The sequence below is a fragment of the Cohnella sp. OV330 genome, assembly GCF_900112065.1.
GTDB lineage: Bacteria > Bacillota > Bacilli > Paenibacillales > Paenibacillaceae > Cohnella.
On sequence record NZ_FOKE01000002.1, the window covers coordinates 49,274 to 72,874 of the forward strand.

A 23,601-nucleotide genomic window follows, 5' to 3' on the forward strand; every position below is an offset into this window, starting at 1 on the left:
GGCGACACTGCTAGCTTTGAGTTAAGTCAAGGATTCATTCTTATGTCGGGAACGTCACTGTCACTAACACACACTAGCGGCAAGAGTATCGGAACCGCGACGCTAGATTCGACTGGCGGATCGGTGAAAGCCGATATCCTGTTTGATGGAGATAGCGAAATTTTCGACGAAAACGGCGGTTATAATACCGTAAGCGGCGAGTTTTCCGCCCAACTTCGATATGACAACTCCGGAAGCGCAGGCGATGAAGGTACTCATACGGTAAAGATTCTTGGCAAGGACTATACCGTGGTCGTCCCTCCGGCTCCGGTCGTCTACAATGTGGCGAAGTCCGGCGTTGCCGATCTCGCCCATAATAAGATCGATTGGACCGTAACGCTCTCCGCAACCAAGGGCGCAACTGCGGTCGATCTGAAGGATTATGAATTCAGCGATGATCTAAGCAATGTGGGGACGTACGTTCCGAGCTCGTTCACGGTAGGCGGCGTTGCCGCCACGCCTGTCGAGACGGGTAGCGTGATAACGTATAAATTCCCCGACCCATCCTCGGGTCCGCAGGAGATCAAGTTCAGCACGACGATTCCTGATAACAAGTACTACGTCAATAACGTCAATCAATCGATAAGCAACACCGCCCAGTTACTCAAAGACAACGCTGTCGTACAAAGCGGGTCCGGAACGGCAAGCTTTATGACGCCAAAGTGGATCGAGAAGACCGGGGCGGCCAAACATGATCCGGGCAGCGAAGCCACTTATGATCCTGCTGATCAATTCATTACATGGACGATCACGGCGAACAAGGCACAAGCTTCGTTGGATAATCTGACGATCACGGACGTACTGCCGAGCGGGCTTGACTTCGTCTCGGCGCAATGGCAGACGTCTACGGATGGCTCGGCCTGGACGCCGGGCACCGTTGTTGGCTCCGAACCGACGGACGGAAAGTATACGCTCCCCGGAACGACTAGCACGATGGTTCAGCTCGTCATTACGAGCAAGGTGAGCAACACCGGCACGACAGTAGGCAAAACAACGTTCAACAACGCTGCGACCCTCGATTGGGACAACAAGCCGGGCGGCGTAACGCTGAATACGGGCAACGTCGGCATTGGCATCGGTTACGATGCGCTGACCAAATCGGGCTCGCTGAATAAAACCACCCGCGAGATTACGTGGACGATCAAGGCCGATGCGAAAAATCAGGCCATTGCCGACATGCGCGTGTACGACTTGCTCGTATACGACCCGGCCACGAATCTATCCGGTACGACGGGTTGGCCGACGGGCATCGACACAACGAATGTCACCAAGCGTACGGGCTTGCAATATGTTGCAAGCAGCGGCACGACTACGTCAGGAACGTTGAACGTTATACCGATTTTAGATAATGGCAAGCGGGTTGCCGATTTGATCGAAGTAACCGGGCTATCGACAGCTGCGGCGAATACGATTCAATTCAAGACGCTCATCGTGAACCCTGATGTATACGCAGGGAATACTAGCAAAAATGTAGACAACACCGCTTCGTTGTTCACCAATACGACCAAACTGCGAGATGCGACAGGCTCCGTGACCTACGATAGTCGCACGCTGGCGAAGGAATTGCTGAAGCGCGAGGCACTGGCCGACCCGGCCGCGGGGGTCAATTCGCAACGCACGACGAACGCGGCGGAAGGGTTCGATTACGTAGACAAGTCGGTTATCTTCCGACTTAGCGTCAATGCGGACGGCCTGGATTTCAACACCGCGAAGGTAGCGAGCAATGAGGCGACGGACGTGCTCGGAACTGCCACGGTTACGGATACGTTGCCGGCTGGCTGGGAGTTCGCCGACATCGTCCCAGGCGAGCAATATCTGATATTTGCAGGGAATACAGGTTCTGGTTCGTCTTCCGTCGCTGCAGCCAGCACGACGCCGGAAGCTAGCGTATCCGGATTGACGGCCAACTTCAGCACCGCGGGGCAAGCAACCTTTACGTTCACTCAATTGGACAAGCCTTACGTCATTCTGGTCAAGGCCAAGCCGACCGGCACTACGCTTGACGGATACTTCGACAGCAACAAGACGACGACGATCACCAACGCTTTGAATCTTCAAGCAGCTCATTGGACACCTGGAGCATCCCGATCGCAGCAGGTATCGATCAAAAGCGAAATTTTAAAGAAATCCTACACCGGCCCGACGAACGGCACGCTGAATTGGTCTGTCGTGTACAACCCTAACGAGCTAGGGACGACAGGCGAATCCATCGTAGATACGCTCCCGCTCGGACTTGATTTGCGCACGGATGCCATGGGCAAGTTGTTGCTGGATGACGGCAATGGCGTCAGCTACATTGCCGCCAAAGAGCTGACGCCGCAGCCGGACGGGACGCTGACCGACGGCAGCAATGTTCCGCTTGCCCTAGGTACGAATCTCTTCTACAATAACGCCACCAGGGAGCTGCTGTTCAAGATCCCGGACCATAGTAAAGCTTACCGCTTGAGTTACTTGACGGATATTACCGGCGAGATCGGAGGCGTCGTGAACCACGCGTCGCTGACGGCCGGTAACGCCGGCGCATCCGAACAACAGATTAATTATGCGATCAGCAACGCGGACAGTTCCGCAACGATGATGCGCGGCGGCTGGCTGGAAGTGACGAAGACCGACGGATTGACGTCGGCGCCGCTTCTCGGCGCCGAGTTCACGTTGTTCGCGATTGACGGCAGCACGGTCATTCGCAAGGCGATCAGCGCCGCTGACGGCAAGTTGAAGATGAAGGCTATACCGAATGGGGACTATGTGCTCCGCGAGACAGCCGCACCTTCCGGCGGCTATACGTTGGAAGGCATCGACCATACGGTCCATGTGGATACTACGGGCTCGACAGTGGTGACTACCATCGACGGCAAAACCGGAGCAGACACCAATAAGCTGACCGTAGCGAATCATAAGAACAATACTACAGGCAAGCTCGTCATCTCCAAAACCGTTGCCGGAAACGACGGCGACTTAACCAAGCATTTCGATTTCACCGTTAACTTTACCGGGGCGCCGGGCGTATACAACTACACCGGTACAGGCGGCGCAGCGAGCGGTACGATCGCGAGCGGTGGCACGATCTCCCTCTCCCACGGACAGGGGATTATCATTGCGGGCTTGCCGGCAGACGCAACCTATAAAGTAACAGAAACGAACTATGCCAATGAAGGATACAAGACGACAAGCGTCGGTGCTGAAGGCGTCATTGCAGCTGATCAAACGCAGACCGCGGTATTCGTGAACACGAAGGATAAGCCCGGCAACCTGATCATCAGCAAGACGGTAACGGGCAATGACGGAGACACGGCTCAGTTATTCGACTTCACCGTCACCTTGAGCTCGCCGGGCGTATACAATTACACCGGCTCGGGAGGCGCCGCGAACGGCACGATTACGAGCGGAGGCAAGATCGCACTCGCTGGCGGACAAAGCATCACGATTGCGGGACTGCCTGCAGGCACAACGTATGCTGTAGCCGAAAATGATTACGCTGCTATCGGCTATGTAACGACCAAGACGGGCGACGCCGGCACGATCGTAACGAATGATTTCCAATCAGCCGATTTCGTTAACGCGAGAGACGATTGGTTCGGCAGTCTGAAGATTAGCAAGACGGTGACGGGTAATGCCGGCGATAAGGCTAAAAAATTCGAATTTACGGTTACCTTGAGCGCACCGGGCGTATACAACTATACCGGTTCGGGCGGCGCAGGTGACGATACGATCAAGAGCGGAGATACGATCTTGCTGTCTGACGGACAGAGCATTACGATTGAAGGTCTTGCCAAAAACACGACGTATGCCGTAACCGAAGCCAGCTACGCCGCGGACGGTTACGTAACGACGAAGACGGGGAATACGGGCGCGATTGTCGGAGGCCAGGAGCAATCCAGCGCATTCGTCAATACCAAGAACGTGTGGTATGCCCCGAGTCAAGGTAGTCTGACGATCAACAAGACGGTAACGGGCAATGGCGGGGACCGCGGGAAGAAGTTCAGCTTCAAGGTCGTTCTTGACGGCACAAACGCCACTTATAAGTATTCCGGCAGCGGAGGCAACGGAACGATTCAGAGCGGCGGAACGGTAACGCTGGCTCACGGACAGAGCGTTACGATTGCCGGACTGCCGGCAGGAACGAGTTATACGGTCAGCGAGGAAGATTATGCTGCGGACGGTTACGTAACGACCAGCACGGGATCGACCGGTACCATCCAAGTGGATGCGACGCAGGTCGCAGATTTCGTGAACAACAAGGAGTCTCAGGAGCCCGAACAGCCTGGCAATGAAGGCAGCGGCGGCGACGGCGGCGACAATGGAGGCGACGGCGACAATAGCCATAATGGGGGCGATGGCTCCTCCGGAGGATCTACCGACAGTCCGTCGGGCGGATCTACCGACAGTCCGTCGGGCGGTTCGACCGATACTGACGGCGGTAACGGCGGCACTGACGGCAATTCTGGCACCGCAGACAACGGAAGCCAACAAGGTGCCGGCAGCGGTACGCCGAAGACAGGCGATAATAACCACAAGCAAGCAGGTCAAATCGGGTTGATCTTCTTCGGGGCTGCCTTGGTCGTTCTGATGTACGCGAATAACGCTGCACGGAGAAGAAGCAAGACCGGGAAGCGTCAATAGGAAGATGGCGCGAACGAGCAGAGCGCGATGGGCTTGGCGCCTTTCCATATGGCTGTGCATCGGGGGGCTGGTCGGTTCCGCATACGTGCTTATATCGGCCAATCGGGAGTATGCGCGCGGCGACAACGCCTACGAACAGGTTAGAAGACTCAAGGAGACGACTCCATCCTCTGCGCTTTCTTTGATGCCGGAACCCCTCTCGGTTGAGAATCCTGCTCCCGACCCTTGGTCGGGGCAGGACGTGGATTTTGCCGCGCTGGCTCGCGTGAACCCGGACGTCGTAGCCTGGATTAAGGCACAGGACAGCGTCATCGATTATCCGGTCGTGCAGGGGAAGGATAACAGCTATTACCTCAATCACTTATTCACGGGCAAAGCGAACAGCATGGGCAGTCCGTTCGTCGATTACCGGACGCCGGGCGATTTCTCGAGAGCCGTCACGATTATATACGGACATTACATGAAGAACGGCTCTATGTTCGCTTCGCTTGCGAAGTATAAGAAGCAGTCCTATTATGACGCTCATCCTGTCATGAATCTGTATACGCCTGACGGCGACTATACAATCGAATTGTTCGCAGGCATGGTCGCCAACGGGTCGATCGAGTTTCTCCGGCGGGACTTCGACGACGATGATGATTATCTGGCCTATATTGAAACGTTAAAGAACGCGTCAACCTTTCAAAGCAACGTGACGGTACGGGCAGACGATCGAATCGTAGCACTCATTACCTGCTCTTACGAGTACAGCAATGCCAGGTACGCGGTTTTTGGGAAGTTGGTCCCGCATGCGGAAATGAAGCGTCCATAAGCGTCGGCAACCGCTATTTGTTTGAAAAAAGAACCTCGACCTCCGCAATATCGCGGAGGTCGAGGTTCTTTTTCTACGATTGGCCAATTAACTAACAGGAATACTTCATGCGTTTATTCGGTAAACCTCTTCAATCAGGGGCTGTGAGTCGCACTAAAAAAACCGCCGGCAATTGCGGCGGTTCTGCTCGATTACGGCTATCTATTATTTCTTCCACGTCGCGAACGCTTCAGCCGGCTCCTTCGCGGTGTCGAAGCGCTTGCCGAGCAGCGGCGAGAGCTTCTCGAGTTCCTTGAGGAGGTTAGCGAATTGGTCCGGGAACAGCGACTGCACGCCGTCTCCCGTCGCCGAGTTGTCCGGATCGGTATGCATCTCGATGATGAGCCCGTTCGCCCCTGCGGCGACGGATGCCTTGGTCATCGTCTCGACCAGCTCGCGGCGGCCCGTCGCATGGCTCGGGTCGGCGATGACCGGCAGGTGCGACAGCTGTTGGATGACCGGGATCGCGGCCAGGTCGAACGTGTTGCGCGTGTACGTCTCGAATGTGCGGATACCGCGCTCGCACAGCATGACGTTCGGATTGCCGCCCGCGAGAATGTACTCCGCCGCATTCAGCCATTCGTCGTACGTCGAGCTGAAGCCGCGCTTCAGCAGGACGGGATTCTGGATCGTGCCCAGCTTGCGAAGCAGGTCGAAGTTCTGCATGTTGCGCGTGCCGACCTGCATGATGTCCGCGTATTCGGCGCAAATGTCGACGAACTCCGGCGCCATGACTTCCGTGATGGTGAGCAAGCCGTATTTCTCGCCGGCCTCCTTCATCCACTTCAGTCCTTCTACGCCGATCCCTTGGAAGCTGTAAGGGCCGGTACGCGGCTTGAACGCGCCCCCGCGGAGAACCTGACCGCCGGCCGCCTTGACCAGACGGGCGATCTCGTCGATCTGCTCCGGCGTCTCGACCGCGCACGGGCCGCCCATGACGACCAGATTGTCGCCGCCGATCTTCACGCCCTTCACTTCGATGATCGTGTCGTCCGGATGGAAGTCCCTGCTGGCCAGCTTGTAAGACTTGGAGATCTTGATGACATTCTCCACGCCATGCATCGAACGGATGTGCTCCGCGAGCGACGGCTCTGCCTTGCCGATGATGCCGATGACGGTACGATCCGTGCCGCGCGAGATATGAGGCTGTACGCCGCTCTTTTGAATATATTCGGCAATCTCCAAGATGCGTTCTTCGGAGATATGCGGGGAAGTAATGACGATCATAAGGACACGCTCCCGGATTCGGATTGTTATTTTCGCAATTTTGCTTTCGCGCTTATACGCTTCGACGCTTATACGCTTTTAAGCGCTAAAGTAAATATAGACGATAAAACCCCGGGTGTCAATCCCCGGGGCCCTCGTATTACCCAGTCATTCCATCGCCGGCTTGTTCGCTTCAATGACGATTTTTCTCGCGCGGCGCTTTTCTCTCCGTTTGCGCTTGAACGCCTGGACGCTATACCAGATCGGGAAGAAAAATAAAACGCCGAGCGCCAAGCCGTCGATCATCCCGCCCACGATCATCTTCAAGTTGAAAAGCAGAAAATGATTGATTTTCTCCGGCAGGAAAGAAAAATGCACCGTGAAATGTTCGGGCATCACGGCGTCCGCTACCATCTTGTTCAGGACGGACATCGGGATGTAGATCAGCTTGCCGAATACGAATCCGACCAGCGCCGAGGGTAAATTGCCCCGAAGCAGGTAGATCAGCGGAAAGATGAGCACGAACGAGGTGCCGTAGGTCGGGAGATTGAACATCTCCACGAACAGCCCGATCGCGAATCCCATCGCTATCGAATAAGCCCCGCCCTTGGCGCGAAGCAGCTTGACGTACTGCAGCTTCAAATAGCGTACGAACTTGCGAAGACGTTGTTGCATGGCGCTCCTTTCTTGCGGCCTGCGGCGCCACTCCAGCCAAGAAAGGCTCAAATGGTTGTTTTTTCTCTAACCGTCGGCAGCAGCTTGCTCATGTTGACGGTGCGGCGGATCTCCCAAGTCGAAGGGTCGTTCTGGTCGTATCGCTCCAAATATTGGATGACTTCCTTGGTCAGCGGCGTTGGCGTGGAAGCGCCGGAAGTGACGGCGACGCGTTCGATGCCTTCGAGCCACTCTTGCTTGATCTCCGTGACGTCCGAGACGCGGTACGCCTTCACGCCGGAGATCTCCTCCGATACTTGGGCGAGCCGATTGGAATTGTTGCTCCGCGGGTCGCCCACGACGATGCAGAGCTGCGCGTTCTTCGCTTGCTCGGCCACGGCCTCTTGACGAACCTGCGTCGCCAGGCAAATCTCGTTGTGAACCTCCGCCTGGGGGAACGTCTCGAGCAGCTTCGAGATGAGATGCCGAATATCCCACTGCGACATCGTCGTCTGATTCGTTATTATAATACGGTCGCCGGCAAGTCGAAGTTCCGCGATATCTGCATCGTTCTCGATCAGATGGACGCGGTCGGGCGCGATCCCGATGGCGCCTTCCGGCTCGGGATGTCCTTTTTTGCCGATGTAAATGATGTCATAGCCCTCTCCGACCTTTTCGCGGATCAGATCGTGCGTCTTCGTGACGTCCGGGCAGGTGGCGTCCACGATAGTCAACCCTTTTTCCTTGGCCCTTTTGCGGACTTCCGGAGAGACGCCGTGCGCCGTAAAGATCACGGTGCCGGACTCGACGCCTTCGAGAATCTCGAGTCGGTTCGCGCCGTCCAGCGTGATGATGCCCTCGTCCTTGAACGATTCGGTCACATGGCTGTTGTGCACGATCATCCCTAAAATATAAATGGGGCGCGGCAGATCCAGGTTGCGCGCCGTCTGAAGGGCAAGCACCATGGCATCCACCACGCCGTAGCAATATCCGCGAGGGGAAATTTTGACGATCTCCATTTTCGTAACCCGCTTTCTCGCCCGTACCTGTCAGCTTTGTTCCGAATCGGGAACAGCCGGGCGCACCGATGCCTCTATTATACCGTAATCCGGGCGTTCGGAAAAGTCGACAGGAAGCCACACGGTAAAGCGGCTGCCGCCTTCGGGGCGGGACTGTACGTCCAGGGAAGCGCGGTGCATGTCCGCGATCCACTTGGCGATCGAGAGCCCGAGTCCCGTGCCGGCCGTCTGCCCGCGGGATTCGTCGGCCCGATAGAAGCGATCGAAGATGCGGGGCATATCGGCCTTGGCAATGCCGATGCCCGTATCGGCGATCGACAAGCCTACGCGGTCCTCTTGGCGGAACACCTCGAGTCGGACTTCGCCGGCAGGCGTGTATTTAAATCCGTTTTCGATAAAAATGAACAGCAGCTGCATCAGGTAATCCCGGTTGCCTACAACCCGCACGCCAGCGAGCGCGTCCAACGGACCGACGATCCACTCTGCCTTGCGCGGCAGAAACCCCGCTCTGCGGGCGGCTTCTTCGACGAGCGGCAGCAGGTCGATCGGCTCCTTGTCCACGACGTAGCCGGCGTCCGCGCGCGCCAGCGACAGCAGATCGTTGACGAGCCGGCTCATGCGCCTTGCTTCGTCCGAGATGTCGTGCAGCGCCTCGCGGGAGAGCTCTTCCCGCTCCGCCAAGGACAAGCGAGGCTTCGCTACTTCGCTGCCACGTTCTGCCGCCGCGTCGCCCGTGGCCGGCTCGGCCCATACCTTTTCCAGTAAATCCACATTGCCGCGAATCGTCGTCAGCGGCGTCCGCAGTTCGTGCGAAGCGTCCGACACGAACCTGCGCTGCGCGGTGTTCGACTCTTCCAGCACATTGTATGCTTTCTCCACCCGCTCAAGCATATGATTGAGCGTCCGCGTGAGACGGCCGATCTCGTCCTGGCTCTCTCCTGGGATCCGCAGCTTCAGGTCCGAACCGCTCTGCACGCGCTCCGCCGCCTCCGTGACCTTCTCGATCGGGCGCAGCGCCTTACGCGCGAGGAAAAGGCCGATGACGAAGGCGAGCACGAGACTGGCGAGGCCGGCGATCCAGAGCACGAATCTGATTTGGGAGAGAAAGCTGCTCTCTTTGTCCGTATAGGCGCCCACTTGCAGCAAACCTACAAGTTGCCCGTTAAGTAAATAGGGTTTGTTATAAATAATGAAAGGATTGTCGCCGATCGCTACCTGCCGGTATCCTTCCGCTACCTTTTCGTATGCCGGATATGGAAACGTGATATTGGAAGCTGCCAAATTCCCGGATTTGCTTATGCTTCCCTCTTTGGTTTGAAGAAAACTAACCACCTGGATCCCGATCGTCGCATCGAAAGCGAACATCGAGCGGGCATTAAGATCATAATCACCAGACCAGTCTACAGTGGGAGTTATTCGGATTTTTTCAGCTTCGTTTACTAATCGGCTTTTAATTCCGCCCACCGTATTTTGATAGACGATTACGTAAATTAATATGCAAAAAATAGCAAGCACCGCAGCCAGCAGCCCCGAATACCAAAGCGTCAATCGCAGCCTGATCGACATGTCCTAGCTGTCTCCCTTCAGGACATAGCCCGCTCCCCGCACGGTCTGAATGAGGCGCTTGTCCCCGAATTCCTCCAGCTTCTGGCGCAGCATCGCCACGTACACTTCGAGCACGTTGGACTCCCCGCTGTAGTCGTAGCCCCAGATCTTGTCCATGATTTGATCGCGCGACAGGACGCGCTTCGGATTTTGCATGAACAGGTGGAGCAGGTCGAACTCCTTGGCCGTCAGCTCGATCCGGTTGTCGCCGCGGATCGCCTCCCGTCCGTCCACGTCGAGCACCAGATCGTCGAAGCGCAGCCGGTTGTTCTCTCCCGAAGACTCGGGCCGCCGGCGCATAAGCGCGCGCACGCGCGCCATGAGTTCCTCGAGCGCGAACGGCTTCACGAGGTAATCGTCGGCCCCGAGATCCAATCCCTTCACCCGGTCCTGCACGTCATCCTTGGCCGTGAGCATCAGCACGGGCACGTTCATGCCCGCGGTCCGGAGCCTACGGCACACTTCCCAGCCGTCGATCCCCGGCATCATGACGTCGAGGATGACCAGGTCCGCGGATTTGTCCGCGACGATGCCGAGGCCCGCGGGGCCGTTCGATGCGGTGGAAACTTCATAGCCTTCGAATGCCAGGCTGCGCCTGAGCAGCGAGGTGATCTTGTCGTCGTCGTCGATTACGAGAATATGCGGTCTCATGGGTTCCTCCGTCTAAAAGAATGGGGCAGTCTTAAGCGACTGCCCCGCTAACGCTATTGTATCAGAAAAGATTATGGTTGTTGCTGTTGCTGTTGCTGCTGGGTCGATTGATCCTCGAAATCGCTCTTGTTGCCGATCGTCAGCGTCAGATCGATCTTCTTGCCGTCGCGGTAGACGTTCAGTATGGCCTTGTCGCCTACGGCTTTCTTCTGAATGGCGGCGATCAGTTCTTCCTTCGTCTTGTACGTGGTGCCGTCCATGCCGAGGATGACGTCGTACTGACGCAGATCGGCTTTGTAAGCCGGCGAGTTGTACAGGATGCTGTTAACGAGCGAGCCGTCCGTGTTCGACAGTCCCAGCTGGCGTGCCGCGGAGCTGCTGATGTCCTGCAGCGTCGCGCCGATGAACGGAGACGGCTTCGCCGGAATCTTGGTATTCGACTTCAGGCTATCCAGCACTTCGGTGATCGTGCTCGTGGGAATCGCGAAGCCGATGCCTTGCGCCTGCGAGCTGACCGCGGTGTTGATGCCGATGACTTCGCCGTTCAGGTTGATCAGCGGGCCGCCGGAGTTGCCGGGGTTGATCGAAGCGTCGGTCTGCAGCAGATGCTCGTAATTGCGCGTGCCGTCCGTATCCTGGATGCTGATCTCGCGCTCGTTGGAGCTCAGCACGCCGACGGTGACCGTGTGGTCGAAGCCGTACGGGTTGCCGATCGCCACGACCCAGTCGCCCATGTTCGAGGCGCCGGAATCGCCAAGCTTAAGCGTCGGGAAGTCGGTGCCTTCGATCTTCAGCACCGCGAGGTCCAGATCGTAGCTGGAGCCCAGCAGCTTAGCGGTATAAGGCTCTTGATGGCCGGTAACGGTGACTTTGATCTCGTCCGCGTCTCCGACGACGTGCTGGTTGGTCAGGATATAGCCCGTGGAGTCGAAAATGAAGCCCGAGCCCATGCCTTCCTCCTGCAGCGAACCGCTGCCGTCCGAGCCGTTTCCGTTGCCGCTGCCCCCGCCGGAGCCGTCTCCGTATTCATCGCCGAAAAACTGGCGGAACAGCGGATTGTCGTCCATCCAGCTGTTGCCCGAGCCGCCTTGGCTGGAAGCCTTGACGTAAGTCTCGATCTTGACGACAGCCGGGCTCGCCTGCTCGAAAATCTTCGAAATATTGTTCGGCCGCACCGTGTCGGTGACGTTGGCGACCGTCTTCGCGCCGCCGTTGTCGCTCGCGGACGCTACCGCAGCCGCTGCCGGCGCCGCCGCCTTGGTGCTGAACCAGTCGCCGCGGTCGGCCGCGAACATCAACCCGCCGACGACGACCACGCCCGCCATGAACGAAGCGAATACCGATCGGATCGAGGACCTGCGCGGCGGCTTGGAAGCCTCCCAGTTTCTGCCGTTGCCCGATACGGTGAACGGCCGGTACTCCCTGTCGGCCGGCTGGACCGCCGGCGTCGCCGGACGCTCGCTCTCGTCGCTCGCGTAGGCTGCGCCGTACGCCGTCCCGCGATCCCGATCCGAGCCGGCGCCGAACGGTCCGTAGGTGAATCTGGTTTCTTCGCTCCGTGGCGCGTATCCGGCCTCCGGCGTATCCGAGCCGGTCGCCGCTTCGCTATGCCCTTCCTCGCTCGCGTCCGCTTGATTCGAGTAACGGTACGCCGGACCCTTCGCCGCTCCCGTATCCGTCGTTCCCGCGTCGCCGTTCTCTCCGCGTTCGTTGCCATATCGGAACCCGAAGAGATTGTCTTCCGGCTTTTTGTTTTGATCGTCCATGCCCGATTCCTCCCATATCGCCGCGGCCATCGCGCCTGCGGTCGTTTGTTCTTCTTGTTAACATCTTCGCCTATTTACCTTAAAACAATCTTAAAGCGAACTGAATCAATATTAAAAAGTTATAAAATAGAAACGCCCTCCGAGTCGCCGGAGGGCAGCCGTGCCGTTCGAATATCCGTGCCGCGCGGGCGGACGGATCGCATGGATATCCGGTGGGTCGCCGTCAGTTTACGAATCGTTTCTCCGCTTGCTCCAGCACGCGCTTGGCTTCGGTGATCCAAGACTCGTCAATCGCGGCGTCAGGATTCGAAGGCGCGGCGAATTGGTCGAAAAAGCCGCCGAGCGTGCGCGGCTGCGCATCTTGATCCAATCCTTCCTCGTATTCGTGCCTCAAAACGTAAGGCTGACCGAACCGAATGATCGCATCCGTCTTCTCCGCCTCCACGTCGAGCTCGCCGCGCTCGACCTCGAAGGGGAGCCGCAGCCACACTTTATGCTCCCTGTCGAGCGCCCGGTCGAGAGATCCGTTTTTGTAATCCCAATTGCCGCCCAAATTGAATCCGAGATCGTCGAGGCCTTCTTGCGCCTGAATGTAAGCGACCTGCGTCGAGGTGAGTCGCGAAGACAGCTGTTGCATGGGAATTCCGCCTTTTTAGCCATAGAATGCCCGTTTGCCCGGTTCGATAAACCTTTGGACAGCCGGCAGTCCGGCTTTACGGCGAAATACTTTCAACTTGAAGCGAATTGCTTACCTTAATAGAATGATTGCCGGACGCTGCCCGAGTTCCTCGCCCGAGCTAGGCCTTGACCCACCCTTTTCGATGCGCGTAAATGGCCAGCTGCGTACGGTCCTCCAGTTCGCATTTCATGAGCAAATTGCTGACATGCGTCTTTACCGTCTTAATGCTGATATGCAGCTCGTCCCCGATCTCCTTGTTGGACTTGCCCTCGGCGATGAGCAGCAGCACCTCCCGCTCGCGCTCCGTCAAGCCTTCGTCCTCGTCCTGCGCCGTTCGCCTGCGAAGGCCGCGGGTCAGCGCCTGCGAGACGTCGCCGCTCATGACCGGCATTCCGCGCAGCGCGCCCTGCATCGCATACACCAGCTCGTCCGCCGACACCGTCTTGAGCACGTAGCTCACGGCGCCCGCTTCGATCGCCGCCACGATCTTGTCGTCCTCCAGGAAGCTGGTCAGTATGATGATCCGCACATGCGGATACTTGGCCAGCATCGCGCGGGTCGACTCGACGCCATCCATTCCGGGCATCATGAGATCCATCAGCACGAGCTGCGGGACGCGGCCGCCGAAGGCGCCCGCATCGAGCCGGTCGATCGCTTCCTGCCCGCCCGAAGCCTCTCCGATCACCTCGAACCGGTCGTCCAGCATCAGATACGTCCGGATGCCGGCCCTTACCATCTCGTGATCGTCAACGATCAATACGCCGCTCGGGCTTTGCATCGCGTTTAATCCGCTCATTTGTCGATTATCCCCTTCCGTTTGCTTCCATAACATGGGCGAACTTGGGCAGTCCGACCTTGATCCGCGTGCCTGCGCCCGGCTTGGTCGCGATCTCGACGTCGCCGCCGAGCTGAATCGCGCGCTCCCGCATCGTCGACAGCCCGTACGAGCCTGCCTTGACCTGATCCGCGCTGAAGCCTTCGCCGTCGTCGTCGATCGACAGCAGCACCTGCCTGTCCGTCTCTCCCAGCACGAGCCTGACTTCGTCCGCGCCCGAATGCTTCATGACGTTGGCCATCGCCTCCTGAATGATCAGAAAGAGCTGATGCTCCATGGCGGGCGGCAGCGCCGCGGACACGCGCACGTCGAGCGTTCCCTGCATGCCGTTCTGCCGGCAATAATCCGGGAACCAGCGGTCGAGCGCCTCCGGCAGCGTCCTGCCTTGCAGCTCCAGCGGCCGCAACTGCGCGATCAAGCCGCGCATCTGGCGCTGCGCGGCCTTGGACATCTCGATGAGCTGCTGCATGACGCGCCCGGCATGCTCCGGATTCTTGTCCACGAGCGCCGGCAGCGCCGACGCGCTCATGTGGATCGCGAACAGCTGTTGGCTCACCGTATCGTGGAGATCCCGGGCCAGCCGCCTTCGTTCTTCGAGCACCGCTTCCTCTACGGTGGCCGCCTTGCCCATTACTTCCTTCTCTCCGAGCTGCTGCAGCAGGCGAAGCCGCTCGGCCAGCCCCTGCTGCAGCCGATTGAATTCGCGGTACGCGCCCGCGAAGGCATCGGCCCGCTCCTCCGGGAGCCTCGCCTCCCAGTTGCCGGCGGCCGACTGCTTGAGCGCCTCCTGAAGTGCATCGATCCGGCTCTGATATCGCCTGCCCCGGAAGTAGGCGCCGACGATCCGCACGGCGATCAGCAGCGGGATCAGCCTGTAGATGGCCGCGCCGGCCGGCAGCGCCTTGATATGAGGCCGCCACAGGCCATAGATGATGGCCAGCACGACCGCACCCGAGATCGCCGCGTAAAAAGCCCACTCCCACTTGATGTTGCGAAGCAGCTTCGGCATCCGTCGTTATCCCACCTTCGTCACGCGCACGTCGCCGATGAAGCAGCTGACGATCAGCACCACTTGTTTATCCGTATCTTGAAACCCCGGCGTCTCCGCGGACATCTGATTGAAAACGCCGCCGCGCTTCTGCTCCAGCACCTTCACGTCTCCGATCAGGCAGCTCGAGAGGACGCGGATGCCGACGCTGTGATCGCCGGGCACGTACGCCTTGACGTCCCCGATGAACGCCGACACGTAGATCCGGGTCTCGCCGACCGGAATATGGGCGCGCGTCAGATCGATCGTCGTATCCCCGATAAAATGCGAGATGCTCATCGGCTGGAGCTCGAACATCTCCTGGCCGATATGCACGTCGCCGATGAACCGGCTGTGGTCGATCCGCGATCCCCGCATCGAATGGCCGGGCGGCCGATGGTATTCCTTCCACATCCGGTCGGTCTCGTGGCCCGAATCGTAGCCGTCGTAATCGAAGTGACCGTGCTTGGCGTGACGCTCCCGCGCCTTGGCGCGGTGACGTTCATGACGCTCGCGCTGTTTGGCGTGGATCCTTTCGACGCGCTCCTGCATACGTTCGTTGAAATTCTCCATCCGTTCCTGGCGCCGTTCCATACGCTGGCTAAGGCGATCCGTCGGATCCCAGCCGCGCCCCGGCGGACGGCTTTCGCCCGGGTCTCGCGATCGGCCTTCGCTTGAGTCGGCAGTTCGCCCGTCGTGCGAATGTCCCTCGCCGGGAGCGGGATCTTCGGCAAATGCGTTCGGGCTGTCATACGGCTGCGGCGGAGGAGGAGGCGGCGGCAGCGGGCCGTCGAACGGCTTCGGTGCGGGCGGCGGCGTCACTTCGTTCCACCCGCCTTCCTCCCATTTCTTCTTCGTCCGTCCGCAGCCGCTTCCTCTGAACACCATGTTAAGCCCCGCCACGATGAGCGCCGCGGGAATCGCGAACCTGATCAAGTCGCCGAGTTCCCAATGCACCCAGCCAAGGTTCCGTCCCAGGAAAAAGAGGCCGACCAGCACCACGATCGCATTCCAGCCGAAGCCGTTCCGCTGTTGAATCAGCAATCCCTGGATGCCGAACAATATGACGAACGCGGGCCAGAAGGTCGAGAACAGGTAGCCGATGTCGAGCTCGATGACCCCGCTCTGGTTCAAGAGAAAGACGATGCCGCCTCCGATCAATATAAAGCCCCAAAAAATGCGGTGAAGCACGGACTGCTGCATAGGGGTTCCTCCGTTTTTCTGTGCGAATAGGTTCTGATGGATTCATTATAAAGGAAAGTTCGGACGCTTCCATAGCGGCGCGGGATGGAACTTGCCTCGGTCTCGGGACTGAGTCGTTTCCCAGCCCAAATATTATGTCATTTTTCATGACATGTTTTGTTGACATATATGACTTATAAATATATAATTTGGTCGTATTTTTATTCGTATTGTGGGTATGCGACAAAAAATCGATGCATTCTGGGGGAAGAAGAATGACGTTGGAGACGCTCTCCAGCGGTGTCGATACAATCTGGGTTGTATTGACCGCCGCGATGATTTTATTGATGGAAGGCGGCTTCGCGCTGCTGGAAGCAGGCTTCGTTCGGCAAAAGAACGCGGTCAGCATCATCATGAAGGTATTCGTGGACATCTCGTTCGGCGCCTTGCTGTTCTACGTCGTCGGCTTCGCGCTAATGTACGGCAAAGACGCCGGCGGCTTGATCGGGACTTCGGGCTTTGCCATGAAGGGCGACTTGTCGCATTTAAACCTGAACATCTCGACGGACACCTTCTGGCTATTCCAAAGCGCCTTCGTCATCGCCGTCATCTCCATCGTATCCGGCGCCGTTGCCGAGCGCATCCACTTCCGCGCTTACATCGTCTACACGATCGTCATGACCGGGCTCATCTATCCCATCTCCGGTCACTGGATCTGGTCCGCGGGAGGCTGGCTCGCCAAGCTCGGGATGGTCGACTTCGCCGGCTCGGCTGCGATCCACGCCTTGGGCGGATTCGCGGCGCTGGCTGCCGCCCTGTTCCTCGGACCGCGCATCGGCAGGTTTGCCGATGACGGCCGCGTCAACATCGTCCCGCCGTCCAACCTCCCGCTCGCATCCGTAGGGGCCTTCATCCTATGGTTCGGCTGGTTCGGCTTCAATTCGGGGAGCACGCTCAGCGCCACGAACCCGAATATCGGCCATATCGCCGTGACGACGATGCTGGCCTCGGCCGCAGGAAGCGCCGCCTGCATTCTGTTTACGATCTTGCGCTATCAAAAAGCGGACCCGCCTACCGTCATCAACGGCGCGCTCGCCGGTCTCGTCGGCATCACCGCGGGCTGCGCCTTCGTGTCGGACGGCGCGGCCATCTTCATCGGCGCGTTCAGCGGCATCGCGATGGTGCTGGCGACCGAATGGCTCGAGCGTCGTCGCGTCGACGACCCTGTCGGCGCATTCGCCGTACACGGGATTTGCGGCAGCATCGGCACGCTCGCCGTCGGGCTGTTCGCCGTACCGAGCCTCTCCGCGAACGCGGGGCTGTTTTACGGCGGCGGCTGGAAGCTGCTCGGCGTTCAAGCCCTCGGCCTTGCCGTCGTCGCCGTCTGGGGCTTCGCGCTCACCTGGGGCGCCCTTAAGCTCATCAATGCCTGGCGACCCGTGCGCGTCTCCCGCGACGAAGAGCTTGTCGGTCTGGACGTCGGCATTCACGGCGTACCCGCGTACAGCCAGGAGCATGACTTTCTTGATATCGAGCGGCTGAAGACAGAGTAGCGGCCCGCCTATTCCACCCAATCAGAAAAGCCGATCCCGGACGCTTCCGGAATCGGCTTTTCATTTGGCAACCGGTCAATGGAACGTAAGATGAATCCGCCTAGGACAAATTAATCTCCCGAATCCGTTCCAGCGGGATCTTTGGCTTGCGGTCTTCGGTCAGCAATCCGTTGATCTCCTGCTGCACGTCGGTCACCTGGGTATAACAGTAGCCGCAAATGCCTTCCACGCTGCGGATCGCGCGGGTCAGACCCGCGAATCGCTCAATGAACGCCTCGTCCGAATCGACTTGGCGGCCATAACCCCAGCCTTTGTCCGACCGGTAAGCGATCCCGCCGAACTCGGTGATCATGATCGGCTGCCCCCTGTAGCCGTATCCTTCGGCGAATGCGTACTTCCACTTGTTGCAGGTCGTATCGTTGCCCGTGATCGCCTCGAGGCCCGTATACCGTTTCAAAAATTCGTCCCCGGTCTCGACATAGTCGTGCAGCGTCAGGATGTCCGATACGGTATGCTCCCAGCCGTCGTTCGCGATGACCGGACGGTTCGGATCGATCGCCTTGGTCAGATGGTAAATGCCCTCCGTGAACTTCTGCTGGCTGCGGTCGCGGAGAATGGAGGAGATGCCCCACGATTCGTTGAACGGCACCCATGCGACGATGCTCGGATGATTGTACTGTTGACGGACGATCTCCAGCCATTCCTTCGAAAATGCCTCGACGGCCCGGTCGTGGTACTCGAACGTAGCCGCCATCTCGGACCACACGAGCAGTCCCTTCACGTCGCACCAATAAAGGAAGCGGGCATCCTCGATTTTCATATGCTTGCGCACGCCGTTGTAGCCCATCTCCATCACCTTGTCGATGTCGTCGATTAGCGCCTCCTCGCTCGGCGGCGTCAGGTGACTTTCCGTCCAGTAGCCTTGATCGAGGATCAAGCGCTGATAGAGCGGCACGTTGTTCAGGAGCACCTTGTTTTTCTCGATCGAGATCTTGCGCATGCCGAAATAGGATCCGACGCGGTCAACCTCGGCGCCGGCTGCATACAGCACGAATTCGACGTCATACAGCGTCGGTCGGTCCGGCGACCACCAGCTTCTTTTCCACGGGCCGTTCGCTTCGTGCACGAGGTCGACCTCGACCGAGAGGCACTGACGATCGATATCGAGACCGACGCGTTTCACCGGCCTGTCCTTCAACGTCACGATCGCTTCCAGCCGGAGCCCGCTCGCGCCCTCCGTCCCGGTCACTTCATAGTCGAAGCGGACCCGATTGCGGTCGATGTCCGGCGTGATCTTGACGCGATCGAGCCGCCGCTCCGCCGCGTACTCCAGCCATACCGTCTGCCAGATGCCGGTTGTCTGGACGTAGAAGCATTCGAAGTTGTCCTTCGTCCAACGCTGCTTGCCCCGCGGCTGCGTGCAGCTGTCGCTGTCTTCGGCCTTGACCGTAATCGTATTGTCGGCTCCGAAGACCAGATACGGCGTGATATCGAAGCTAAAAGCCGCATAGCCGCCCTGATGGGCGCCCGCCATCGTCCCGTTCACCCATACTTTGGCGGTATAGTCGACGGCCTGAAAGTGCAGCAGCACCCGTTTGCCCTCGGCCTCCTTCGGGATCGAAACGGACCTGCTGTACCAGACGTAAGGATGGAATGCTTCCTCGCCGATTCCGCTTGCCTGCGTCTCGTACGTGAACGGCACGTTGATCGAATGCGTGCCTTCGAACTTTTCCTGCCATCGCAGTCTTTCTCCCGCGTTTTCGTCGTCGAAGCGGAAGCTCCATCGGCCATTCAGGTTCAGCCAGCTGTCGCGCACGAACTGCGGCCTCGGATAATCCTTGATATACGATTTGGTCGTTATTCGGCGCCCCCCTTGATCCTCGCCGCGATCTCAAGGACATATACCGACGTCGGACGCAGCGGATATCCGCGCTCCCATTCGTCGTCGGATACGGACCGGGTCGTGCAGGCGATCTTCGCCGGCTCGAATACGGAGTTGATCTCGTCCGCCGAATCGCCGGTGATCTCGTGAAGCGTAGTCGTGTCCGATGCCGCGAAATCGTCCAATCGAATCTCCGCCCTGACCTCCTCCAAGCTGCGATTCACGATAAATACAGTAACGACGCTGCCGTCTTCGTTCGCGCAGGCCGCGACGTCCAGGTCCGGCAGCGCGTCCAGCGCGAATGGCGCCGGCTTGGGAGATTGGACGGAGAAGCTGCCGCAGACCGTATCGACCGGCAGCATGCGACTGATGTCGCTGTTCGCGTACAGCTTCATGACTTCGTACGTCGGCGTCCCGTATACGGTCAGGGGCAGTCCGCTCCAGCCCGCTGCTTTGCCGCAGTATTGATCCGCATAATAATCGCCGACGCGAATGCAGCCGCCGAGCCAGCCGTTCACGAGGTCGGAAAAACTGCCGATGTGCACCAGATCGCTCGCGCGCAGCATTTCGTTCAGGTTGGCGGCATTGGCGACCGCCGCGCCGAGCGTATGCTCCTCGGGCAATCCCTTGCGGATCGTATTGGGGTAATACATCGTGTTGTACTCGGTGATCGCCAGCTTGATGTGGCCATGCTTCGGATTCGCGGCGATCTGCGCGGCCGTCTTCTTTATATCCTCTCGCGTCCATTCGGAAAAAGCCGCCATCGCCTTGTACCGCTCCTCGGCCGGCGTCTCCCGGTTCATGCCGAAGCGTCCGTAGCCGTGATACAGATGCAGCGTCAAATAGTCGATATGCTCGCCCGCGATGTCGAGCACGGCCCGGTTCCAGTCCTGGTCGGTATGGCCGCAGGCCATTAGCGAGAGCGACGGGTCCGCCGCCTTCATCGCTTGCGCGAAGGCGACGCAGCGCTCGCCGAATCGCTCGGCGGAGCAGGTGCCGACCTGCCACTGCCCCCATACTTCGTTGCCGATCTCCCAATAACGGACATCGTACGGCTCGGGGTATCCATTCGCGGCCCGCAAGGCGCCCATCGGGGTGTCGATCCCGCCGTTGCAGTATTCGACCCACCGCGCAGCTTCCTCCGGCGAGCCCGATCCGTCGTTCACGCAGATGAGCGGCTCTACCCCAAGCTCCTTGCAGAAGCCGATGAATTCGTCCGTGCCGAAGTACTTGCTCGTCCAACCGCCCCATGCCTCGTTGTACATGACGGGCCGCTCGAGCGCGGGACCTACGCCGTGCTCCCAGTGGTAGGCGCTGATGTAGTTGCCGGCGAGACGCATCATGCCCGCGTTCAGGTCTCGCGTCATCTCTACGACTTCCCGCTTCACGATGCCGACGCTGTCCTCGGGGAGCAGGGATACGTGATCGATCCACAGCATGCCGGTAGACACGTGGTCGATCCACCTCGGATGAGAGGCTGGTACGTACACGCGAATCTCCGCGTCGGCGCAGGCGCGCGAGATCGGCAGCCGCGCCTCGTATTCCCGCCAGTTGTGGCCGGCCAGGTCGATGCGGACGCTGCCAAGCGATGCCTCCGTACGCCGGTCGACCGCCTCGACGAGCAAATAGCGCAGTTCGACGGAGGCGCGCGCCACCAGTTTGACCGCGTACACCATCGGTCCCTTCAGCGCCACCTTCTGCGCAATGCCAGCATAGGCCTCGTCGTCGCTTAGCACCCGTACGCGCTGGGCGCGTCCCGAATGACGCTGGGCAGGCGCCTCCAGGGCGTACTGCGTGTTTTTCCCGTTCGTATAGGCGCGCCAGCGGCCGGAGACCGCATGCTTTTCCTCCGCCTCGCTCTCGAAGTCCATATCCTTCAGGGGGAAAGCCAGCATCGCGTCCATATGATCGCGAATGTCTTCAACGAAATGTCCGAACAGATAAGGGTTAATCGTATGTCCGCTCGCGCGGCCGCAGTCGATCGATATCGTTGCGTTCTTTTTCAATGTGGGCCTCCATACGCCATTATTATTGGTTTAATGATCCTTCAACCTTTAATCGAGCCGATCATGACGCCCTTGACGAAGTGCCGCTGTACAAAAGGATACATGACAAGCACCGGCAGGCTGGATACGATGATGACCGCGTACTTGATGCTCTCGGCGAGCAGGATCTTGTCCTCGATCCCCACGCTGGCGTCCACCGCGTCGCTTTGGCTGATCATCAGAATCTCGCGCAGCACGAGCTGCAGCGGGTATAGCGATTCTCGGCGAATATAGATGAGCGCGTTAAAAAACGAATTCCAGTGACCGACCGCGTAAAACAGGACCATAACCGCCAGAATCGGCTTGGACAGAGGCAGGATAATATTCCACAGCAGCCGCCAGTTCGAGCAGCCGTCCATGTGGGCGGCCTCCTGAAGCTCCCAGGGAATGCTGGCCTGAAAGTACGTCCGCATGACGATCAGATTGTACGTGGCGATCGCGCCGGGCACGAGCAGCGCCCATACCGTATCGACCATATGCAGGTTTTTGACCAGCATATAAGTAGGAATGAGTCCTCCGTTGAAAAACATCGTAAGCGTAATGATCACCATGAGGAGCTTGCGCCCCGGAAGATCCGGCCTCGACAGCGGATAAGCCGCCAGAACGGTCATGATCATATTGATGAGCGTGCCGGCCGCGGCGTAAAAGATCGTATTGCGGTAGCCCGTCCAGATTTTCCCGTTGTGCAGGATGTTCTCGTAGGCGGCCAACGTAAAGCCTTTGGGCAGCAGCCATACCTGCCCGCCGAGCACCTTGGCCGGATCGCTGAACGAAGCGCTGACGACGAAGATGAGCGGGTACAAAACGACGAGGATGATCAGCACGGCGAAGCTATTCACGACCATGTCGAATATGCGGCCGTCCGATGCGCTTTTAACGGTCGTTGGCTTGTCCATCGCGGGTTGCCTCCTTTACCATAGACTCGTCTCCGCGGTCTTGCGCGCGAACCGGTTCACGAGCAGCAGGAGCGTCAGATTGATCAGCGAGTTGAATAGACCGATCGCGGCGGTATAGCTGTATTCGCCCTTGAGGATGCCCGTCGTGTAGACGAAAGTCGAGATGACGTCGCTCGTTTCGAGATTCAGGTTGTTCTGCATGAGCAGTATTTTCTCGAAGCCGACATCCATGAAGTGGCCGATATCCAATATAAGCAGAATGACGATGACCGGCACGATCCCCGGCAGGGAGACATGCCAAATTCGCCGCAGCCTGGAAGCTCCATCCATCTTCGCCGCCTCGTACAGCTGAGGATTCACGCCGCTGAGCGCCGCGATATAGATGATCGACTGCCAGCCCATATTCTGCCAGATATTCGAACTGATGAAGATCGTCTTGAACCAACCGGCGGACTCCATGAAGCGGACCGGCTCTCCGCCGAGCCACTCGATCAGCTTGTTGACCGGTCCGGTGCTCGGGGACAGAAAGACCGAGAGGATGCCCACGATGACGACGACCGACATGAAGTGCGGGATAAAGGTAATGTTCTGCAGCCATTTGCCGAAGGACTTGCTGCGAAGCTCGTTCACGATCAGCGCCAGAAGGATCGGCACCGGGAACGCGATCAGCAGGGAGAACAGGTTGATGGACAACGTATTCCATAGCAATCTCTTAAAGTAATACGACTCGAAAAACCGCCTAAAATGCTCGAATCCTACCCATTCGCTGCCCGTGATGCCCTTGCCCGGGTTGAAATTTTTGAACGCGATCTGCAGCCCGTACAACGGTCCGTAGTTGAATATCAAATACCAGGCGATCGGCAAAAGGAGCATCAGATACAAATCATACCGTTTGGCCATCCGTCGCAGCAGTCCGCTGCCCTGCCGCTTCCGGCTAACGGGCGCGGCGGCCGCTTTGGCTTGCACGCTCTCCATGCGTATCTACTCCTATCCTGAGCGGGGATGCCCCTCTCCGGACTTCCCTTGCGGGCAAGTTCGTCCGAAGAGAGGACTCCTTTCATCTTCTGTTCGCTTTTCCGAGGAAGCCTAAAG

At 58.6% G+C, this 23,601-nt stretch carries 17 protein-coding genes; 3 read left to right on the top strand and 14 right to left on the bottom strand.

The annotated features are described in order from the left end of the window. Positions 1 to 123: 123 nt before the first annotated feature. Both BM235_RS04075 and srtB read left to right on the top strand, forming a co-directional pair. Complete coding sequence (locus BM235_RS04075) at positions 124 to 4,659, top strand: beta strand repeat-containing protein (RefSeq protein ID WP_090109702.1); 4,536 nt, start codon at positions 124 to 126, stop codon at positions 4,657 to 4,659. A 4-nt stretch (positions 4,660 to 4,663) separates the two neighbouring features. Further along, the gene (gene srtB / locus BM235_RS04080; RefSeq protein WP_090109704.1) at positions 4,664 to 5,470 is read left to right on the top strand and encodes a class B sortase; all 807 of its coding nucleotides are present in this window, start codon (positions 4,664 to 4,666) and stop codon (positions 5,468 to 5,470) included. A gap of 204 nt (positions 5,471 to 5,674) precedes the next feature. On the opposite strand, the gene aroF is transcribed toward srtB, so the two are convergent. The 10 genes from aroF to liaF form a co-directional block, all read right to left on the bottom strand. Beyond that, positions 5,675 to 6,736 carry a 3-deoxy-7-phosphoheptulonate synthase gene (gene aroF / locus BM235_RS04085; protein WP_090109706.1) on the bottom strand — a complete coding sequence of 354 codons (1,062 nt, stop codon included), beginning with the start codon at positions 6,734 to 6,736 and terminating at the stop codon, positions 5,675 to 5,677. Between the two features lie 147 nt (positions 6,737 to 6,883). Continuing rightward, positions 6,884 to 7,390, bottom strand: a complete 507-nt coding sequence (locus tag BM235_RS04090) for a DUF2062 domain-containing protein (protein WP_090109709.1) — start codon at positions 7,388 to 7,390, stop codon at positions 6,884 to 6,886. 47 nt (positions 7,391 to 7,437) lie between these two features. Further along, a complete protein-coding gene (locus BM235_RS04095; RefSeq protein ID WP_090109711.1) occupies positions 7,438 to 8,388 on the bottom strand; it encodes a 4-hydroxy-3-methylbut-2-enyl diphosphate reductase in 951 nt (316 codons plus the stop codon). A 30-nt stretch (positions 8,389 to 8,418) separates the two neighbouring features. Continuing rightward, the gene (locus tag BM235_RS04100) at positions 8,419 to 9,669 is read right to left on the bottom strand and encodes a sensor histidine kinase (RefSeq protein WP_369803468.1); all 1,251 of its coding nucleotides are present in this window, start codon (positions 9,667 to 9,669) and stop codon (positions 8,419 to 8,421) included. Between the two features lie 288 nt (positions 9,670 to 9,957). After that, positions 9,958 to 10,644 (bottom strand): response regulator transcription factor, encoded by a 687-nt coding sequence (locus BM235_RS04105; protein ID WP_090109715.1) that lies wholly within the window; start codon positions 10,642 to 10,644, stop codon positions 9,958 to 9,960. A gap of 71 nt (positions 10,645 to 10,715) precedes the next feature. Continuing rightward, entirely contained in the window at positions 10,716 to 12,410 is a 1,695-nt protein-coding gene (locus tag BM235_RS04110; RefSeq protein WP_090109717.1) for a S1C family serine protease, read from the bottom strand. A gap of 223 nt (positions 12,411 to 12,633) precedes the next feature. Next, complete coding sequence (locus tag BM235_RS04115) at positions 12,634 to 13,047, bottom strand: YugN family protein (protein ID WP_090109719.1); 414 nt, start codon at positions 13,045 to 13,047, stop codon at positions 12,634 to 12,636. A 160-nt stretch (positions 13,048 to 13,207) separates the two neighbouring features. Then, positions 13,208 to 13,885, bottom strand: a complete 678-nt coding sequence (locus BM235_RS04120) for a response regulator (RefSeq protein ID WP_090109722.1) — start codon at positions 13,883 to 13,885, stop codon at positions 13,208 to 13,210. 7 nt (positions 13,886 to 13,892) lie between these two features. Then, positions 13,893 to 14,933 (bottom strand): sensor histidine kinase, encoded by a 1,041-nt coding sequence (locus BM235_RS04125; protein ID WP_090109724.1) that lies wholly within the window; start codon positions 14,931 to 14,933, stop codon positions 13,893 to 13,895. A 6-nt stretch (positions 14,934 to 14,939) separates the two neighbouring features. Beyond that, on the bottom strand, positions 14,940 to 16,154 hold the full coding sequence (gene liaF, locus BM235_RS04130) for a cell wall-active antibiotics response protein LiaF (protein WP_090109726.1): 1,215 nt from the start codon (positions 16,152 to 16,154) through the stop codon (positions 14,940 to 14,942). 254 nt (positions 16,155 to 16,408) lie between these two features. On the opposite strand from liaF, the gene BM235_RS04135 reads away from it, so the two are divergent. Further along, a complete protein-coding gene (locus tag BM235_RS04135; RefSeq protein WP_090109728.1) occupies positions 16,409 to 17,686 on the top strand; it encodes an ammonium transporter in 1,278 nt (425 codons plus the stop codon). A 100-nt stretch (positions 17,687 to 17,786) separates the two neighbouring features. Here BM235_RS04135 and BM235_RS04140 read toward each other — a convergent pair whose 3' ends face one another. The 4 genes from BM235_RS04140 to BM235_RS04155 are packed head-to-tail and all read right to left on the bottom strand — an operon-like array spanning position 17,787 to position 23,484. After that, complete coding sequence (locus BM235_RS04140; protein WP_090109730.1) at positions 17,787 to 19,547, bottom strand: glycoside hydrolase family 2 protein; 1,761 nt, start codon at positions 19,545 to 19,547, stop codon at positions 17,787 to 17,789. Next, positions 19,544 to 21,574: an alpha-L-arabinofuranosidase C-terminal domain-containing protein gene (locus tag BM235_RS04145; protein WP_090109732.1), complete on the bottom strand. Its 2,031-nt coding sequence runs from the start codon at positions 21,572 to 21,574 to the stop codon at positions 19,544 to 19,546. Before BM235_RS04145 ends, BM235_RS04140 begins: the two co-directional genes overlap by 4 nt. Positions 21,575 to 21,615: 41 nt before the next feature. Continuing rightward, complete coding sequence (locus BM235_RS04150) at positions 21,616 to 22,509, bottom strand: carbohydrate ABC transporter permease (protein ID WP_090109734.1); 894 nt, start codon at positions 22,507 to 22,509, stop codon at positions 21,616 to 21,618. Between the two features lie 15 nt (positions 22,510 to 22,524). Further along, positions 22,525 to 23,484, bottom strand: coding sequence for an ABC transporter permease (locus tag BM235_RS04155; RefSeq protein WP_090109737.1), 960 nt, complete (start codon positions 23,482 to 23,484; stop codon positions 22,525 to 22,527). Positions 23,485 to 23,601: the final 117 nt, after the last annotated feature.

What these genes read in the sequence shown, in the direction of transcription:
- BM235_RS04125 (WP_090109724.1), bottom strand. Translation starts at nt 14,933, where the DNA reads ATGCCGAAGCTGCTTCGCAACATCAAGTGGGAGTGGGCTTTTTACGCG.
- BM235_RS04095 (WP_090109711.1), bottom strand. Translation starts at nt 8,388, where the DNA reads ATGGAGATCGTCAAAATTTCCCCTCGCGGATATTGCTACGGCGTGGTG.
- BM235_RS04120 (WP_090109722.1), bottom strand. Translation starts at nt 13,885, where the DNA reads ATGAGCGGATTAAACGCGATGCAAAGCCCGAGCGGCGTATTGATCGTT.
- BM235_RS04135 (WP_090109728.1), top strand. Translation starts at nt 16,409, where the DNA reads ATGACGTTGGAGACGCTCTCCAGCGGTGTCGATACAATCTGGGTTGTA.
- BM235_RS04090 (WP_090109709.1), bottom strand. Translation starts at nt 7,390, where the DNA reads ATGCAACAACGTCTTCGCAAGTTCGTACGCTATTTGAAGCTGCAGTAC.
- BM235_RS04155 (WP_090109737.1), bottom strand. Translation starts at nt 23,484, where the DNA reads ATGGAGAGCGTGCAAGCCAAAGCGGCCGCCGCGCCCGTTAGCCGGAAG.
- BM235_RS04115 (WP_090109719.1), bottom strand. Translation starts at nt 13,047, where the DNA reads ATGCAACAGCTGTCTTCGCGACTCACCTCGACGCAGGTCGCTTACATT.
- BM235_RS04110 (WP_090109717.1), bottom strand. Translation starts at nt 12,410, where the DNA reads ATGGACGATCAAAACAAAAAGCCGGAAGACAATCTCTTCGGGTTCCGA.
- srtB (WP_090109704.1), top strand. Translation starts at nt 4,664, where the DNA reads ATGGCGCGAACGAGCAGAGCGCGATGGGCTTGGCGCCTTTCCATATGG.
- aroF (WP_090109706.1), bottom strand. Translation starts at nt 6,736, where the DNA reads ATGATCGTCATTACTTCCCCGCATATCTCCGAAGAACGCATCTTGGAG.
- liaF (WP_090109726.1), bottom strand. Translation starts at nt 16,154, where the DNA reads ATGCAGCAGTCCGTGCTTCACCGCATTTTTTGGGGCTTTATATTGATC.
- BM235_RS04150 (WP_090109734.1), bottom strand. Translation starts at nt 22,509, where the DNA reads ATGGACAAGCCAACGACCGTTAAAAGCGCATCGGACGGCCGCATATTC.
- BM235_RS04105 (WP_090109715.1), bottom strand. Translation starts at nt 10,644, where the DNA reads ATGAGACCGCATATTCTCGTAATCGACGACGACGACAAGATCACCTCG.